Raw genomic sequence first — 15575 nt, 5'->3', positions numbered from 1 at the left:
TGAGCCCGTCCGGCTCACTCGACATCCGGGGCGGGAGCGGCGTCGCGGATGAGCTGCTCCAGCTCCCGCGGGCCCGCCAGGTCGGTGGGCGCGATGGTGCGCCCGGAGCGCACGTAATGGAATGCCGCGCCGACCCGTTGGAGCATCTGGTCCTCGGTGGCCCCGGTGCGCGCGGCCATCAACCGCGCCCAGGCCAGCCGGTAGACGGCCAACTGCACCGCGACGGCGGCTTCGTCGGCGGGGCCGGGCTCGGCGCCTGTTTTCCAGTCGACGACGATCCAGCGCCCGCCCGGTTCGACGAAGACCGCGTCCATCCGGCCGCGGATGACCGTGCCCGCGATGCTGGTCTCGAACGGCACCTCCACATCGATCGGACTGCGCTGCGCCCAGGGCGAGCGACGGAACGCCGCCTGCATGGCGGCGAGTTCCCGGTCGGCGCGGCCGAGTTCGGCCGTGCTGTCGGCGGCGCCGGGCAGTTCGTCGAGGCCGAGCAGCTGTTCGGTGCCGAACCAGGACTGCACCCAGGCGTGAAAAGCCGTGCCGCGCCGGGCCATCGGATTCGGCGGGTACGGCAGCGGCCTGCGCAACCTGGCCGCCAGCCGGGTGGGGTCGGCGCGCAGTTCGACGAGCGCGGTGGCGGGCAGCTGGCCGGGCAGCTCCACCCGCTGGTCGGCGAGTTCGGCGGCGGTGAACTCGGCGAGCAGCGCGTCGACGTCGGTGGCCCAGCCCTCGGGGTCGTCCGCGTCGTCGTCCTCGGGTGCGGCGGGGCGCGCACGCAGGTCGTCGAGGGCCGCGCGGACGAGGGCGGCGCCCTGTTCGATCGGATCGCGGCGCCCACCGAGCGGATCGCGCGGCCACTGGGCGGTCGGCGGGTTGTCGGCGAAGGGGTTGACCGCGTCGGGGGGCGGCTGATCGTCCCAGCGCGCGATCGTGGCGACGCCGAAGGCGGGGCTGTCCGGGTCCTCGTTCGCCTGCTTCAGATCGAGCAGGAACTCCGACGGTCCCTTCTGCGAGGTGCCGGTCTCGGGCCAGTAGTAGGCCGAGACCAGCAGCACCCGTTCGGTTCTGGTGAGCGCGACATAGAAGAGGCGGCGTTCCTCGTCGAGGCGGCGGCTCTTGAGCGCGTCCTTGTGCTCGGCGATGGCGCGTTCGAGTTCGGCGCGATCGCCGACGCCGCTCAGGTCGAGGACCGGCACGCCCTCCGAGGCGTCGGGCTGGGCCCGGTCACCGCGCAGCGAGGTGGGCAGTTCGGTGAGCGCGCCGAGCCAGGTGCTCAATGCCGTGGTGGACGGGAACACCGTGGCGCTCACGTGCGGCACCGCGACGACCTCCCATTCCAGGCCCTTGGCCGCGTGCACGGTGAGTACCTGCACGCGGTCGCGCGCGACTTCCACTTCGCCCGGCTCCAAACCGTTCTCGACGGATTCGGCGGCGGTGAAGAAGGCCAGCAGGCCGCTCAGTGAGGCGCGTGAGTCGGCCGCGTAGCCGGCCACCACCTCGGCGAAGGCGTCGAGGTGTTCGCGACCCGCGCCACCGCCCGCGATGGCGCGCCGCGTCTGGGTCTCCACTCCGACGCCGATGGTGCGTTCGACATCGGCGACGAGTTCGACCAGTGGCTGGCCGCTGCGTTCGCGCAGCGCGGCAAGTTCCTCGCCGAGCGCGACGATCCGGGTATAGCCCGACTCCGAATACTGTTCCGGCGCACCGGGATCGGCGATGGCATCGGCCAGGCCCGCCTGCTCGGTGGGCTCCGGCGCGACCTCGCGCAGCGCGCTCGCCAGGCCGGCGGCATCGGTGATGGCGGTGGCGGCGTCCCCGGCGAGGCTGCCGATCGACAGCATCCGCGCCCGTCGCGCGAGCGCGGCCAGGTCGGCCACGCCGATACGCCACCGCGCGCCGGTGAGGATGCGGATCGCCGCGCTGCCGGTGCCCGGCTCGGCGATCAGGCGCAGGGTGGCCACGATGTCGGCGACCTCCGGCGTCGCCAGAAGTCCACCGAGACCGACGATTTCGACCGGGAGACCCTGTTCGCGCAGCGCCTCGGCCAGGGGCGCCGCATCGGCATTGCGCCGGATCAGCACGGCCGAGGTCGGCGGCGGCCGCTCGGCCTCGCGCGCGGCCGCCCATTCGGCCGCGATCCGCTCGGCGATCCAGTCCCGTTCCTGCGCCACGGTTTCGGTGAGCGCCAATTCGACGGTGCCCTGGTCGGCCTGTGGTTTGGCGCGCAGCGCGTCCACGGTGGCGCCGCCGGCCGCCTCGGCCCGCACGCGCAGCGGATCGGCCACCAGATTCGCCAGCGCCAGGGCTTCGGGCGGGTTTCGCCAGCTCGTCAGCAGCGGCAGGATGGGCGCGGGAACCCCCGGCGCCGCGGGGAAATCGGTGGCGAAGCGGGGCAGGTTGGCCGCGGACGCACCGCGCCAGCCGTAGATCGACTGCATGGGATCACCGACCGCCGTCACCGCGAGCGCACGGCCGCTCCGCGCGGCCGAGTCACGTCCCGCGCCCGGCGGACGGTCTGCCGCGTCTGCTCCGGTGTCGCGAGCCACCGCCTCGGCGGCACGCCACGAGTGCGTGTCACCGGCCTGGCCCTCGGCTCGTCGAGTGCGTTCGGCGTCCGCACCGCGCTCGGCGGCACCCGGCCGCTGGTCGGCCTCGCCCTCCGCGTCGAAATGCGCTGGTGACCAGAGCATGTCCTCGGCCGCGGGAACAGCCGTCGTCCCGCGCACGCGCACCGGTCGCGGTCGCGTCTGCCGCACCGCGTCGGCGTTGCCGAACAGCGCCGACAGCAGGACGCGCTGGGCGTGGCCGGTGTCCTGGTATTCGTCGAGCAGGACCAGTTTGAACCGGGCGCGTTCGGCCTCGGCGACCTCGGGGTGGTCCACCGCCAGCTGCGCGGCCAGCGACATCTGGGAGCCGAAATCCAGGGCGCCGCGCCGGTTCAGCGCCTCGGCGAGCTGACCGACCAGCGGCAGCAATGCCACCCGCTCGCGTTGCGCGTCGACCACGCCGGTCAGCGCCTTGCTCGGCCCGCCGCGCTGCCGTGGACCGGCGGGCAGGGTGTAGACGAGCTTCTCCAGCTCCGCGTGCGCCTCGGCGAGCTGTTCGGGTTCCACCAGGTGCTCGGCGAGCTGGCCCGCGAGCGCGAGCACCGCCTCGGTCACCGAGACCGGGGTGCGCTCGGTGTCGAGATCGCCGTCCCACGAACGCACCACCTCGTGCGCGAGCTGCCAGAGCTGGGTCTGGGTGAGCAGTGCCGCCGACGGTTCGACGGGCAGCAGCAGGCCGTGCGCGGTGAGCAGTCGGCCCGCGTAGGAGTGGTAGGTGCTGATCTCGGGCTCGGCGCCGGAGATCAGCGTGCGCAGCGCGCCGGTCGGGTCGATCTCGCGGACCAGCGGCGCGCCGGCGAGCCGGGCCAGGCGGGTGCGGATGCGGGAGGTCAACTGCTGCGCGGCTTTCCGCGTGAAGGTGAGGCCGAGCACCTCGTCGGGCGCGACCAGCCGATTGGCCACCATCCACACCACGCGCGCGGCCATCGTCTCCGTCTTGCCCGCGCCCGCGCCCGCCACGACGAGCGTCGGGCCCGGCGGCGCGGCGATCACGGCCGCCTGCTCGTCGGTCGGCGGCGGCAGGCCGAGCGCGTCGGCCAGCCGCTGCGGGGTGACGCGCACGCCGCTCACTCGTCGGTCACCTGCCGTCCGGTGTCCTGCACGGGGCAACTGCCCACGACGGGACAGTGCCTGCACCCGTCGTTGCGCACGGCCAGATATCCCGGTCCCCGGGTGGCCTCGGCGGCGTCGTGGATGGTGTCGCGCCAGGTGTCGAGGCCCTCGGCGTCCAGCGCGGTCTGGGCGCGTTCGGTGGCGCCGGTCTTGGTGCTCGGCTTGGCCACGTAGACCAGGCGCGCGCCGCCCGGCTCGGCGGTGTCGTCCTCGTCGAGCGCCCCGTGCGCGGCCGCGACCTGATAGGTCGCGAGCTGCGCGTGCTCGTCGACCGACTTCGCCGACACCGGGTTCTTGCCGGTCTTCACGTCGACGATCACGAACCGGCCCTGCGCGTCGCGTTCGAGCCGGTCGATCCGGCCGCGGATCCGCACGGCGCGTTCTCCCTCGGCCCGCGCGGGCAGCACGCAGTCCACCGGCACCTCGACCCCGGCCTGGGTGAGTTCGCCGCGCGTGTTGCGGATCCAGGCCAGGAAGGTCTCCAGCATGGCCTCGGTGCGGCGCAGTTCCTGGCGCGAGTGCCAGCCGGTCGCCGGATCGACCGTCTTCCACGCCTGTTCGAGGGCGGCGCGGACCTGCGCCTCCGGTACGTCGCCTGCCAGTGCCTGCACGAGGGTGTGCACCAGGTTGCCCTTGACCGCGTGCGGGTTGTCGCCGTCGGTGCCGCCGTGGCGTTCCAGCGCCCAGCGCAGCGGGCAGCTGCGCAGCAGTTCGACTGTCGACGGGGACAGGCCGATCGGCGTGTCGTCGTCGTCCCACAGTTCCCGCTCCGAGCTGAGTTCGGCGGTGCCGTACCAGTCGGCGGGATCGGTGCCGGGGACACCGGCGTCGGCGAGGCGGGCCAATTGCCGCGCGGCCCGCTCGCGGCGTTCGGGGGCGGTGGTGAGATCGCAGACCACCCCGCGCAATTCGGCGACCAGGGCGTGCATCACCAGCGCGCGACCGGGATCGGCGACGGGGAGCGCGCCGGGTTCGCCGTTGTCGTCCTCGCCGAGCAGTTCGGTGAGGAAGCGCGAGGGCACCAGATCCTGGTCGCCCGAAGCGGATTCGACGGCGGTGACCAGCAGCGACGTGCGCGCCCGGCTGCAGGCCACGAGCAGCAGCCTGCGTTCCTCGGCGAGGATCGGCGCGGCCCGGCTCGTCGTCGCGCCGGGATCGACGCCCGCGACCAGGTCGACGAGGTCCTCGGTGTGCAGCAGGGTGCCGCGTGCGCGCGGGTTGGGCCAGATCCCCTCCTGCACCGCGGCGACCGCGACCACCTCCCATTCGCGGCCCGCCGCGGCGTGCGCGCTGAGCAGCGACACCGCCTCGCCCTCGGCGGCCAGCGGCCTGCCCTGCTGCGGAATCTGCTGGTGCAGAAGGTATTCGACGAACCCGTCGATACTGGCCCGTGGCAGCCGGTCGACGTAGGCGGCCGCGGCGTCGAACAGTTCGACGGCGGCGTCGAGGTCACGGTCGGCCTGCATGCCCGCGGCGCCGCCGCGCCGCGACTGACGGAACCAGCGGCGCTCCAGCCGAGAGCTCGTCCACAGCGTCCACAGCACGTCTTCGAGGCCCTGTCCGCGCGCCTGGGTCTCCCTGGCCTTGCCCACGGCACGCAGAACCCGTTGCAGCGGTGCGGCTTCCACCTCGGTGAGACCGTCGAGTAACCGATTCTCGCCGACGCCGACGATGAGGTCGCGCAGTACTTCGGCTGAGGACTGGTCGATCAGCGGCACCGCGGGCGGTTCGGGTTCGAGCCGCGGCGGACCGGTGGCGGCCTGCGCCGCGGCGGGCAGCGGCTCGGCGTCGAGGACGTCGATGTCGTCGGGGAGGCGTTCGGCGACGTCCCAGTCCGGTTCGGGTTCGGGACGCAGCGGGTCCTCGGGGTCGGGGACCGGCGGCAGCCACTCGTCCTCGATCGGATCCGGTTCCGGCTCAGGCATTTCCGGCAGCGGGGGTGCTTCGTCCCACAGCAGGAACTGGTCGGCCGCACCGGACGACTCGGTGCGGACGGCGGTGCGTTCCAGGTCGAGCACGCTGCGCCGGATGCCGCGACGCAGGCGGCGCAGGGCGATCTGGTCGGCGCCGCCGAGCGGACCGGAGAGCAGGTCCATGGCGTCCTCGGGCGAGAACATGGCGTCGATGGCCCGGCGCGAGCCCGGCCGTGACGGGTCACCCGCCAGCAGCACCCGCAGGGCGAGCACCATCCACGCCGCTCCGCGACGCCGGGCCAGCGGCTCGGCCACGGCGGGCCTGCGCACCGGTACCCCCGCCGCCAGCAGGGCCCGCCGCAGCGGCGCCAGCGACAACGGCACCGACCGCACGATCACCGCCATCTCCGACCACGGGACCCCGTCGGTCAGATGCGCCCGGCGCAGGTGATCGGCGATCAGCGCCGCTTCCTTGGCCGCGGTGGCGAGCACCCGCACCCGCACGCTCGCCTCCGCCATGTCGTCGGGCTCGGGGGGTGCAGCGGTGTCGCGCGGTTCCGTCGCAGGGTCGGCGACGGGGTGCTCGAACAGGTCGAGTTCGGGCTCCGGCTCCACGGATTCCGTGGCGGGCGGCGGTTCGTTCTCCTGGCCCGGCAGGACCCGATGACGCGCGGAGCCCGGCAGCCGGGCGGCGATGCGGGCGGTCGCGAGGCGGATCGGCGCGCCGCTGCGATAGTTGTGCCGCAACGTGATCCGGCGCTGCGGGAGGGTGTCGAGGTCGGTGAGGAAGGCCGCGTCGGCGCCGCGGAAGGTGAACACGGCCTGGTCCGGGTCGCCGGTGATCACCGTGCTCGCGCTGCCGCTGCCGATGGCGCGCACCAGGGTGGCGGCCTGCGGGTCGAGGTGCTGGGCGTCGTCGACGAGCAGATAGCGGGTGCGGTCGCGTTCGGCGGCGAGGAGATTGCGGTCACCGGCGAGCGCGTCCAACGCGGCGCCGACCAGTTCTGCCGCGTCGAGCGCGGGCGCGGTGGCCTCTGGCGCGGCGACGCCCACCGACCAGCGCAGCATCGAGGCCTCTTCGTACCGCTGGAAGAACCGGCCCGCCGCCACCCACGCGTCGTTGTCGTGTTCGCGGCCCAGCGCCATGAGATCTTCGGGGCCGAGTCCGCGCTCGGTGGTCCGCAGCATCAGGTCGCGTAGCTGTTCGGCGAAGCCGCCCAGAGCCAACGCGGGCTGCAGGCGTGGCGGCCACAGACCGCGTGCCCCCGCTTCGATGTCGGCGAGGTCGCCGCGCAGCATCTCGCGCAGCACCGCGTCCTGTTCGGCGCCGGTGAGCAGCCGCGGCGGCGGGTTGCCGTGCAGGTCGGCGTGCCTGCGCAGCACGGAGAACGCGTAGGAGTGCAGTGTCCGCACCATCGGCTCGGTGCTGGCGCCGGGAATGCCGCCCGCGTGCGCGCCGAGCTGAATCGTGACGGCGTCGCGCAGGGCGGCGGCGGCCTGCTTGGTATGCGTGAGGACCAGGATCGAGGCCGGGTCGGCGCCGTCGGTGATCCGCGCGGTCACCAGGTCGACGAGCAGCGCGGTCTTGCCGGTGCCCGGCCCGCCGAGCACCTGCCAGGGCCGCCAGCCCGGCCGGGGCGGCGCGGGTGTGGCCTGCTCGGCGAACAGCGCGCGAACAGCGGCGCCCCAGGCTCGCGGCCGGGGCGCCCGCGTCGTCCGGCGCACGAGTCGCACCGAGCTATCCGATCGCACCACATCGGCTATTGCAACAGACCAGTACGACACGCCAGGACACCCCGTCGGAAGTACCCGCTGCGAGACGGACCGGGACCGGTCAGAATGGCACTCGTGTCTCCGCTTCATGTACATCGATTCGGCCCCGCCGACGGCCCCGTCGTCCTCGCGCTGCACGGCCTCACCGGCCACGGCAACCGTTGGGAAACCCTGGCCACCGAGCATCTCCCGCAGGCCCGGGTGATCGCTCCCGACCTGCGTGGACACGGTCGCTCCACCTCTCTGCCGCCGTGGGACTTCGAGACGATCGTCACCGACGTCGCCGACCTCGTGCGCGCCGAGACCGACGGTCCGGTCGTCGTGGCCGGGCACTCCTTCGGTGGCGCGGTCGGGATCCATCTGGCCCGTCGGCATCCGGAACTGGTGCGGGCTCTGGTCCTGCTCGACCCGGCGATCGGCATCGACCCGAAACTCATCGAAGAGGTCGCGCTCGCCAATTTCGCTTCGCCGGATTACACCGACGTGGCCGAGGCGCGCTCCGACAAGCAGCACAGCGCGTGGGGCCCCGACGAGGTCGACCCGGCGGCGCTCGAGCGCGAACTCGCCGAACATCTCGTCCCCACCGCGGGCGGCCGCGTCGGCTGGCGGATCTTCCAGCCCGCGATCACCTCCTATTGGGGCCAATTGGCGCGCCCGTTCGCGCTGCCGCCCGCCGACCTGCCGACGGTCCTCGTGCGCGCCGCCAAGGTGGATCCGCCGTACGTGACCGCCGAGTTCCTGCGCGCGCTCTCGGATCTTCTCGGTGACCGGCTCACCGTCGAGGTCTGGGACTGCGATCACATGGTCGCCCAGGCCCGCCCCGCCGAGTCGGCCGCGCTGATCGCCGCGTTCCTGTAAACCGTGGCCGCCACCACCGAGGAACAGGTCGAGCGGGTGCGCGCGTTCGTCGCCGCGATCCCGCCCGGCCGGGTCGCGACCTACGGCGACATCGCGCAGGCGGCCGGCCTCTCCTCGGCGCGCACGGTCGGCTGGATCATGCGAACGGACTCCGCCGACCTCCCCTGGCATCGCGTGATCGGCGCCTCGGGCCGCCCCGCCGCCCACCTGGCCACCCGCCAACTCCGCCTCCTCGCCGAAGAAGGCGTCCCCATCACCGACGGCCGCGTCGACCTCCGCACCGCCCGCCTCTAACTGGACAACCGATCACCACGCTCTGGTGGCGGACCGTCTCGCACGATGCCGCCACCAGAGCGTGGTGATCAGCTGTCCAGGGGTGGTTCGGCGGGGAAGGGACGGCGGATGGTGGGGTCCGAGGGGGCGACGGGGGGTGTGCCGGTCGGGAGGGTCGGGTCGGAGGGTGCTACCGGTCGGGCCGGTGGTGTGGCCGGGCGGCGGGACGCGTTGTCCGCCTGCGTTTCCGCTGACGGTGAGTGCACGGCGGGCGGGGTCGGCGGGGCGCCCGACGAGGGTCGCGACGCCCGGGTGGTAGCGGAACCGCGGTCGACCTGCCGCGGCTCCTGACCACGATCCGGCGCCTGGCCCGGCCACGGACCCGGTCGCTGACGTGCCTGCCCCAGGTCGTCCGCGGGCCGAGGCGGTGCTCCGTACGGCGGCAGTTTCGGACCGCCGACCACGACCCCGGGCCCCGACGCGGCGCCGGGGGTCGAGCTGAACGGCTGCCGACCACCGGACACCGGCACACGCCGCGGTCCGCCGAGGGCCTCGTTCGACGGCGGCGAACCGTTGACCGCGCCCGGCGCCGACGAACCGTGAGCTGCACCCGGCGTCGGTGAACCACGGACCGCACCCGGCGTCGGTGAACCACGGACCACACCCGGCTGCGACGAACCGTGGACCACACCCGGCAGCGGCAAGCCCTGGACGGCGCCCGGCACCGACGAACCATGGGCCACACCCGGCGCCGACGAACCGTGGACCGCACCCGGCAGCGGCAAGCCCTGGACCGCACCGGGCAGCGACGAACCGTGGATCACACCCGGAGCAGATGAACCATGGACCGCACCGGGCAGCGACGAGCCCTGGACCACACCCGGAGCAGACGAGCCAAGGGCCGCACCCGGCACCGACGAACCATGGGCCGCACCCGGCACCGACGAACCATGGGCCGCACCCGGCACCGACGAGCCAAGGGCCGCACCCGGCTGCGACGAACCATGGGCCGCACCCGGCGCCGACGAACCATGGGCCGCACCCGGCAGCGGCGAGCCAAGGGCCGTGCCAGGCAGCGGCGAACCGGGGATCGCTCGGCCGCGAGCATCCGCGGCCTGCGCTGGACCGGCCGGTGCGTGTCCGGCCGGCGGCTCGACTGTCGCGGCGCCGGGGCGACGCACCGGCGAAAAGGCGGCCCCCGCAGCACGATTCACCCCGGGCCGGCCAGGCGTCCGGGACACCTTGATCCACCAGAACACCGCGACCCCGAGGATCGCGAAAACGAGTGACCACACGATGTACACGCCCAGGATCGCCATGTCGCGCTCGACGAGGCCGACGACGACGCCGAGCGCGCCCCATAGTCCGCCCATCGTGACGACAACGACGAGGATTCCCCGGAACACGTCACCGACCATCGTCGGCTGCCCCGATCCACGACCTCGACCTGCCCCGGACATGCACACCCCTTGCCGAACACCGAACACCACACGCCGAGCCGACGCCGCCGTTCCCCGACGCTCGAACGGCGCTGTCACACCCCGCTAGCATGACATTCGTGCCGACAACCCTACGCCGAATCCGATGACCGCCGCCGACGCGATCGTGCTCGCGGGTGGCCGCGCCAGCCGGATGGGCGGGGTCGACAAACCCGCGATCGTGATCGGGGGCCGGTCCATGCTCGACGCGGCGCTGGACGCGGTGCGCGAGTGCGGCGAGATCGTCGTCGTCGGGCCGCATCGTCCCGAGCTCGATGCCCGGATCAGGCAGGTCCGCGAGGTGCCGCCGGGATCGGGGCCCGTGGCCGCGATCGGCACCGGGCTCACCGCACTCGGCGCGGGCACGGCGCCGTGGATCGTGGTCCTGGCCGCCGACATGCCGTTCCTCACCGCCGACACCGTACGCGAATTACTCCTCCGCGCAACCGAATCCACCACCGACGCCGTCTTCGCCATCGACGGTTCCGGTCGGCCCCAATACCTCGTCGGGGTCTGGCAGCGGGAGGCGCTCACGGCCGCCTTGGCCGGACTCGACGCCCTGGTGAACCAGCCGATGAAGGCGATCGTGCCCACCGAGACCACCCTGGTCGAGCTGCCCGGCACCGCCGACTGCGACACCGAGGAGGCCGTCCGCCGCGCCCGCGAATCCGTCGCCACGACGCCGCTCACCCTCACCGAGGCCAGGGCGCGCATCGGCGCAGGCCTCACCGCGCTCGTCCCCTACGAGGCCGATCTCGGCGAGGTCCCCGGCGCCTCGCTCGCCGCGCCGCTCGTCGCCGCGGGCGCGCTGCCCCGCTTCGACGTCTCGGCGATGGACGGCTACGCCGTCTGCGGTGACGGTCCGTGGCAGCTGCGCCGCGACATCGGATTCGCCGGTGGCGCAAGGCCGGTCGGCCTCCTGCCCGGCGAAGCGGTGCGGATCGCGACCGGCGCGCACGTCCCCGACGGCACCACGTCGGTCCTGCGCGACGAGTTCGCCGCCGTCACCGGCGACACTCTCGCCCGCCGCCCCGACACCCCGGTCCGCGGCGACATCCGCCGCCGCGGCGAGGACCAGAAGGTCGGCGATCTCCTCGCCCCGCCCGGCACCCGGGTGAGCACCGCGCTGCGCTCGGCGGCCGCGTCGGTCGAGGTCACCACCGCGCTGGTCCGCGGCCCGGTGCGGGCCCGCATCGTGATGACCGGCGACGAGATCCGCAGCACCGGCCCGCTGCAGGCCGGTCAGACCCGCGACTCGATCGGCCCCGTCCTGCCCGACCTGCTGGCCGGCCTCGGCGTCCAGGTGGTCGACCGCGTCCACCTGCGCGACACCGCCCACGGCTTCGACGACATGCTCACCGCCACCTCCGGTTTCGATCTCCTGCTGGTGGTCGGCGCGACCGGGGGCGGTGCCGCCGACCAGCTCCGCACCGCCCTCACCCGCGCGCAGGCCCGGCTCGTCGTCCCCCGCTTGGCCATGCGCCCAGGCGGTTCCACCGTCGTCGCCGAACTTCCCACCGGCCCAACAGTTCTCGGCCTCCCCGGCAACCCCTTCGCCGCCGTCGCCGTCCTGCTGGCCCTCACCCCCACCATCGTCGCCTCCCGCACCGGCGCCCCCGCGCCCAGCGCCGTCCGCGGCCCCCTGCACAACGCCGCCGACATCGCGGGCCCCGTCCAGCGCATCACCCCCGCCCGCCACGCCCCCGAAGGCGGCTGGCTCGGCGACCCCAACGTCCGCACCGCCCACCTCGCCGGCCTCATCGACCGCGACGGCCTGGTCATCGTCCCCCCGAACGCCCCCAACGGCACCACCGTCGAATTCCTCCCCCTACCAGCCTGAACCCGGCGCCGCAGGCGGCCACCATCGGCACGTGACCATCGGCACCGGCAGCCTGCGATCTGCCCGATCTCGTGGGAGGAGTTTCTCGCGCTCGGGGAAGATCTTCGCGGCGACATGGAATCGATCGACGAATACCTCGTTCCGCTCGAGCGGTGCCGCCGAAATCACCAGACGATCAGGACCCGGCTCGCCAACGCCCTGGGTCCGACAGCGGCCGAGGTCCCCGACCCCTTCCCCACAGGCAACTACTGGGGCGCGACCTCGGGATCACCCCACCGGGACCGAGTCCAACCAGCGCACGTTCTCCGACTGGCACCGCACAGCGGCGCCTGGTGGCGGTGCGCATGGCCGCGAACCCACGTGGCGGCTCAGTAGCGCGAGGGAGGTTCGCCGGTTCTACCAGCGCAAATGGAGCTTGGTGGGATCCGGTAGAGTGATCGGCCAGAGTTGTCGCGGGGCCTCTCGGTCTCGGTGGCGGGGATGCTGGAGTACACGGAGGGGACGCTGATGCGCGCTAGGTGGAAGGTTCTTCCTGCGGTTGCGGTGGTGGGTGTGCTGGTCGGTGGGTGTGGGGGCGACGAACCGGGAGAGACGGCGCAGCCGGGGACGACTGCGGTGACGGCGCCGACCAACTCGGCTGAGCCCGATGCGGGGCTGTGGGATCCGTGCACGTTGCCGGATTCGGCACTGTCGGCGGCGGGGCTCAATCCTTCGACGAAGGAGAAGGACGTCGCGGGCGTAGCCTTCGAGGACTGGAAGGTCTGCGGTTGGCAGGACGCGAACAAGACCTACACCTTCACCGCGGCGTCAACGAGTCACACCCTCGATGAGGCGCGTAGCCGAACGGACTACACCGACTACGTGGACACGACCGTGGGGTCGATGAAGGCACTGCAATCCCGACCGGTTGGCGCGTCGAATGACCTCGCCTGCTACCTCAGCATCGAGGTCCCCGGCGGGATGGTCGATTTCAGCGTCGGCAACCGTGTCAGCGCGAAGAACGCCGGCGATCCGTGCAGTGAGGTCCGGCGCCTGAGCGAGACGTTCGCCTCCTACTTGCCACGGTCCTGAGCGCGGGGGTGCAGCCTTGTCCTTCAACATCGACACGACCGAGTGGAAGAGCCTGGAAACCCAAGCGGACTCAGGGCAGTTGACACTGAACCCTGAGGTCGGCAACGGCCTGGCGCGGGTGTGCGACGAGCACATCGATGCACTCGAAAAGGTCTTCGAGAGAATCCGCGGTGTCGAACGTCTTTCCGGTTTCGGCTCGTTCAACTCCAGCAGGATTCTGGAGAACAAGTTCTCACTGACCGCAGCGGGCGGGGACCGCTCGCTCGACGAGACCATTCGCAAACACATCGAGGCGGTGACGACCGCCAAAGAGGTTGTCCTCAAGGCAGTTGCCAACTTCCAAGCCCAAGACTCCTACAACGCTGGGCAATTCAACGGTCTCGGGGGGAACTGATGACCTACGAGGAATACCGGGCCAGAGTGATTGCGGCGCAAGAGCAATGGAATCAGGAGCGCAGCGGGATCTATCTCACCCAGCAATTGGGCCAGTTCTCCACCATCTTCGCGGGCGAGACGCAGCCGAATCATCTCAGCGGCAAGGACGACAGCTACGACCACATGCAGATGCCAGAAATTCTGGCTGCCGTGTCAGCGATGAAGCCGAGTACCGTCCAGAGCGCCGCACAGGTGTGGTCGAAGATCAGCACCGACCTGTCGACCACCTTGCAGACCTTCAACAAGGCCTTCGAAGCCGTCAGCACGGGGCCGGACGGCTGGGATGGGCAAGCGGCATCTGCGGCGGTCACCGCGGTGGGCAATTACGTGAAGCAGTCGGCCGCGTTGCCCGCGGCGGCACTGGCGGTCAGCCTCAAGCTCGAGGAGATGAAGACCGGACTGGAGCAGACCCAAGCACTGATGCCAGGTCTCACCGAGCGTCCGACACTCACCGGCAAAACCCTCCCCGTCGACGGCGACATGAAATCGGACGACTACAACGACACGGAACGCCTGGAAGAAGCCCGGCGCATCCTCCGCACCGTATACGGCCAAGTCGCGGTCCAATCCGACACCGGCGTCCCCTTCATGCCTACCGCGCCGAAGATCGTCAGCGAGGACGGCAGCGGGGACCCGTCCGTCCCCGGTGGCGGCACCACGGGCCCGACGGGCGGCAACACCGACACCTCCGGCACCGGCGGCGGCCAGCAGACGCCCGAGGACACGGGGGACGGCCAGGCACCGCAGGAAACAGGGGACCCGACGGCAACGAACGGCGATACGGCTTCGCCGGACACCGACACCTCGTCGTCCGACGACGGCGACACCACGGCGGCGTCCGCGGCGACACCGACCACGACGAATCCCAATACCGCACAGGCGGCTACACCCACGACCGGCACTCCGTCCGCGCAGAACCCGGCCACGGCGACACCCCTGGGTACGACTCCCGGCGGGCGCGGTGGCGGCGGTACCGGTGGTGGCGGCCGGGGCGGTACTTCTCCGGGAGCGCCGGGCGCAGGTCGCTCGGTGACGGGCGTCCCGAGCGGCACGGGTCAGTCGGCGGCCGCGGCGGCGGGCCGGGCCGCGGCGGCCACGGCGGGCCGCGCGGGCATGATGGGCATGCCCGGCATGGGCGGCGCTGGTGCCGGTCGCGGGCAGAACGACGACGAACACCGTGGCGTCCCGGACTATCTGATCAATCAGGAGAACGGCGAGATCCTCACCGGGATCGGCGACATCAGAACGGTGCCACCGGTGATCGGCGGGGACGACGGTGCCAAGCAGTAGATTCACCGGGCAGGAATTCGACATCCTGTGGTCGGCCTACGGTCGTGACCGTTTGCCCTATCCGCTGCGATTCCGTACCGATATCGAGGAATTCGACGCGCTGCGCCGCGATCGCGAACGCGCGGTGGCGAATTTACTCGACAAATATCAGCCGGGCGTCGAACGGGCGCTGAACACGCTCCTGAACCCGGAGGCCCGCCTCGAATCGAAAGGATTTGCCGGAAAAGACGATCCGCGAATCATCCGGTTCCACGGCGCGATTCGCGGCGAGGACGGCGCCGCGCTCACCCAGGAACCCGGCACAGCCGAGGACACCGGCGGCGATGTGGTGCTCATGTGGGGCGCTGCCGACGAGGTCGCCGACACCGCGGTCGCGGCCCTGCCCGCACGCGGGCCCGGCACGCGGGCGCCGCTGGAGATCCGGCGGGCGCGGATCGCCGAAGAGGACGAGCACTTCGAATACCGAAAGGGCGCGATGACCGCGGCTGAGCAGGTCGATCGCATGTTCCGGCGGCCGCGCTCGGGCTACGGCGAGATCGCCGCGTACGCGGGCGGCGCGGTGGACGCGCGCCCGGCACCGGCGGTGCGCACGTTCTGGTGGATGGACTATCCGGACGGGCGCTACTACGCCCGCACCGGCGATCCGATCATCGCCGAACCGCTGGACGGTGCCCGCATGGTGGCAGGCATCCGGCAGATGCTGCGCCGTGCGCAGCGACACCATCGCGGCGAATAGCCCCCGCACAACAGGCGATTTCCGAACAATTCATGTTCGGGCAAATATTGTCACCGAATCGAATTATCGAACAATGGACACGCCGTATTCGCGCCGCTCCGCACGCTATTTTCCGAACACCTCTATCGCACCGCATTTCCGCTGGCTATCGTAGGCGCGTTAGGCGAAACACTATCCCTCGGAAAGGAC

General features: G+C 72.1%; 9 protein-coding genes. 7 read left to right on the top strand and 2 right to left on the bottom strand.

Annotation, left to right across the window (positions count from 1 at the left end; translation table 11 throughout):
- Positions 1 to 14 precede the first annotated feature (14 nt).
- Both AB0H56_RS05770 and AB0H56_RS05765 read right to left on the bottom strand, forming a co-directional pair.
- Complete coding sequence (locus tag AB0H56_RS05770) at positions 15 to 3677, bottom strand: UvrD-helicase domain-containing protein (protein WP_357157646.1); 3663 nt, start codon at positions 3675 to 3677, stop codon at positions 15 to 17.
- Entirely contained in the window at positions 3674 to 7357 is a 3684-nt protein-coding gene (locus AB0H56_RS05765) for an ATP-dependent DNA helicase (RefSeq protein WP_357157914.1), read from the bottom strand. The genes AB0H56_RS05770 and AB0H56_RS05765 overlap by 4 nt, the downstream gene beginning before the upstream one ends.
- A 114-nt stretch (positions 7358 to 7471) precedes the next feature.
- Here AB0H56_RS05765 and AB0H56_RS05760 point away from each other — a divergent pair, with 114 nt between their 5' ends.
- From AB0H56_RS05760 to AB0H56_RS05730, 7 genes are all read left to right on the top strand, one after another.
- Positions 7472 to 8263 carry an alpha/beta hydrolase gene (locus tag AB0H56_RS05760; RefSeq protein ID WP_357157643.1) on the top strand — a complete coding sequence of 264 codons (792 nt, stop codon included), beginning with the start codon at positions 7472 to 7474 and terminating at the stop codon, positions 8261 to 8263.
- Positions 8264 to 8266: 3 nt separating this feature from the next.
- Complete coding sequence (locus AB0H56_RS05755; RefSeq protein ID WP_357157640.1) at positions 8267 to 8557, top strand: MGMT family protein; 291 nt, start codon at positions 8267 to 8269, stop codon at positions 8555 to 8557.
- Between the two features lie 1563 nt (positions 8558 to 10120).
- Entirely contained in the window at positions 10121 to 11854 is a 1734-nt protein-coding gene (locus AB0H56_RS05750) for an NTP transferase domain-containing protein (RefSeq protein WP_357157637.1), read from the top strand.
- 480 nt (positions 11855 to 12334) lie between these two features.
- Entirely contained in the window at positions 12335 to 12925 is a 591-nt protein-coding gene (locus AB0H56_RS05745) for a DUF3558 domain-containing protein (RefSeq protein WP_357157634.1), read from the top strand.
- A 16-nt stretch (positions 12926 to 12941) separates the two neighbouring features.
- A complete protein-coding gene (locus AB0H56_RS05740) occupies positions 12942 to 13319 on the top strand; it encodes a hypothetical protein (protein ID WP_357157631.1) in 378 nt (125 codons plus the stop codon).
- Positions 13319 to 14650, top strand: coding sequence for a hypothetical protein (locus tag AB0H56_RS05735; protein ID WP_357157629.1), 1332 nt, complete (start codon positions 13319 to 13321; stop codon positions 14648 to 14650). Before AB0H56_RS05740 ends, AB0H56_RS05735 begins: the two co-directional genes overlap by 1 nt.
- The gene (locus tag AB0H56_RS05730; RefSeq protein ID WP_357157626.1) at positions 14637 to 15386 is read left to right on the top strand and encodes an ESX secretion-associated protein EspG; all 750 of its coding nucleotides are present in this window, start codon (positions 14637 to 14639) and stop codon (positions 15384 to 15386) included. Before AB0H56_RS05735 ends, AB0H56_RS05730 begins: the two co-directional genes overlap by 14 nt.
- The last annotated feature ends 189 nt before the right edge of the window (positions 15387 to 15575 follow it).

Origin of the sequence: Nocardia sp. NPDC050717 (genome assembly GCF_040654275.1) — a bacterium.
GTDB lineage: Bacteria > Actinomycetota > Actinomycetes > Mycobacteriales > Mycobacteriaceae > Nocardia.
Note: the sequence above shows the minus strand (reverse complement) of the source record. Positions and strands in the feature narration are given on the sequence as shown.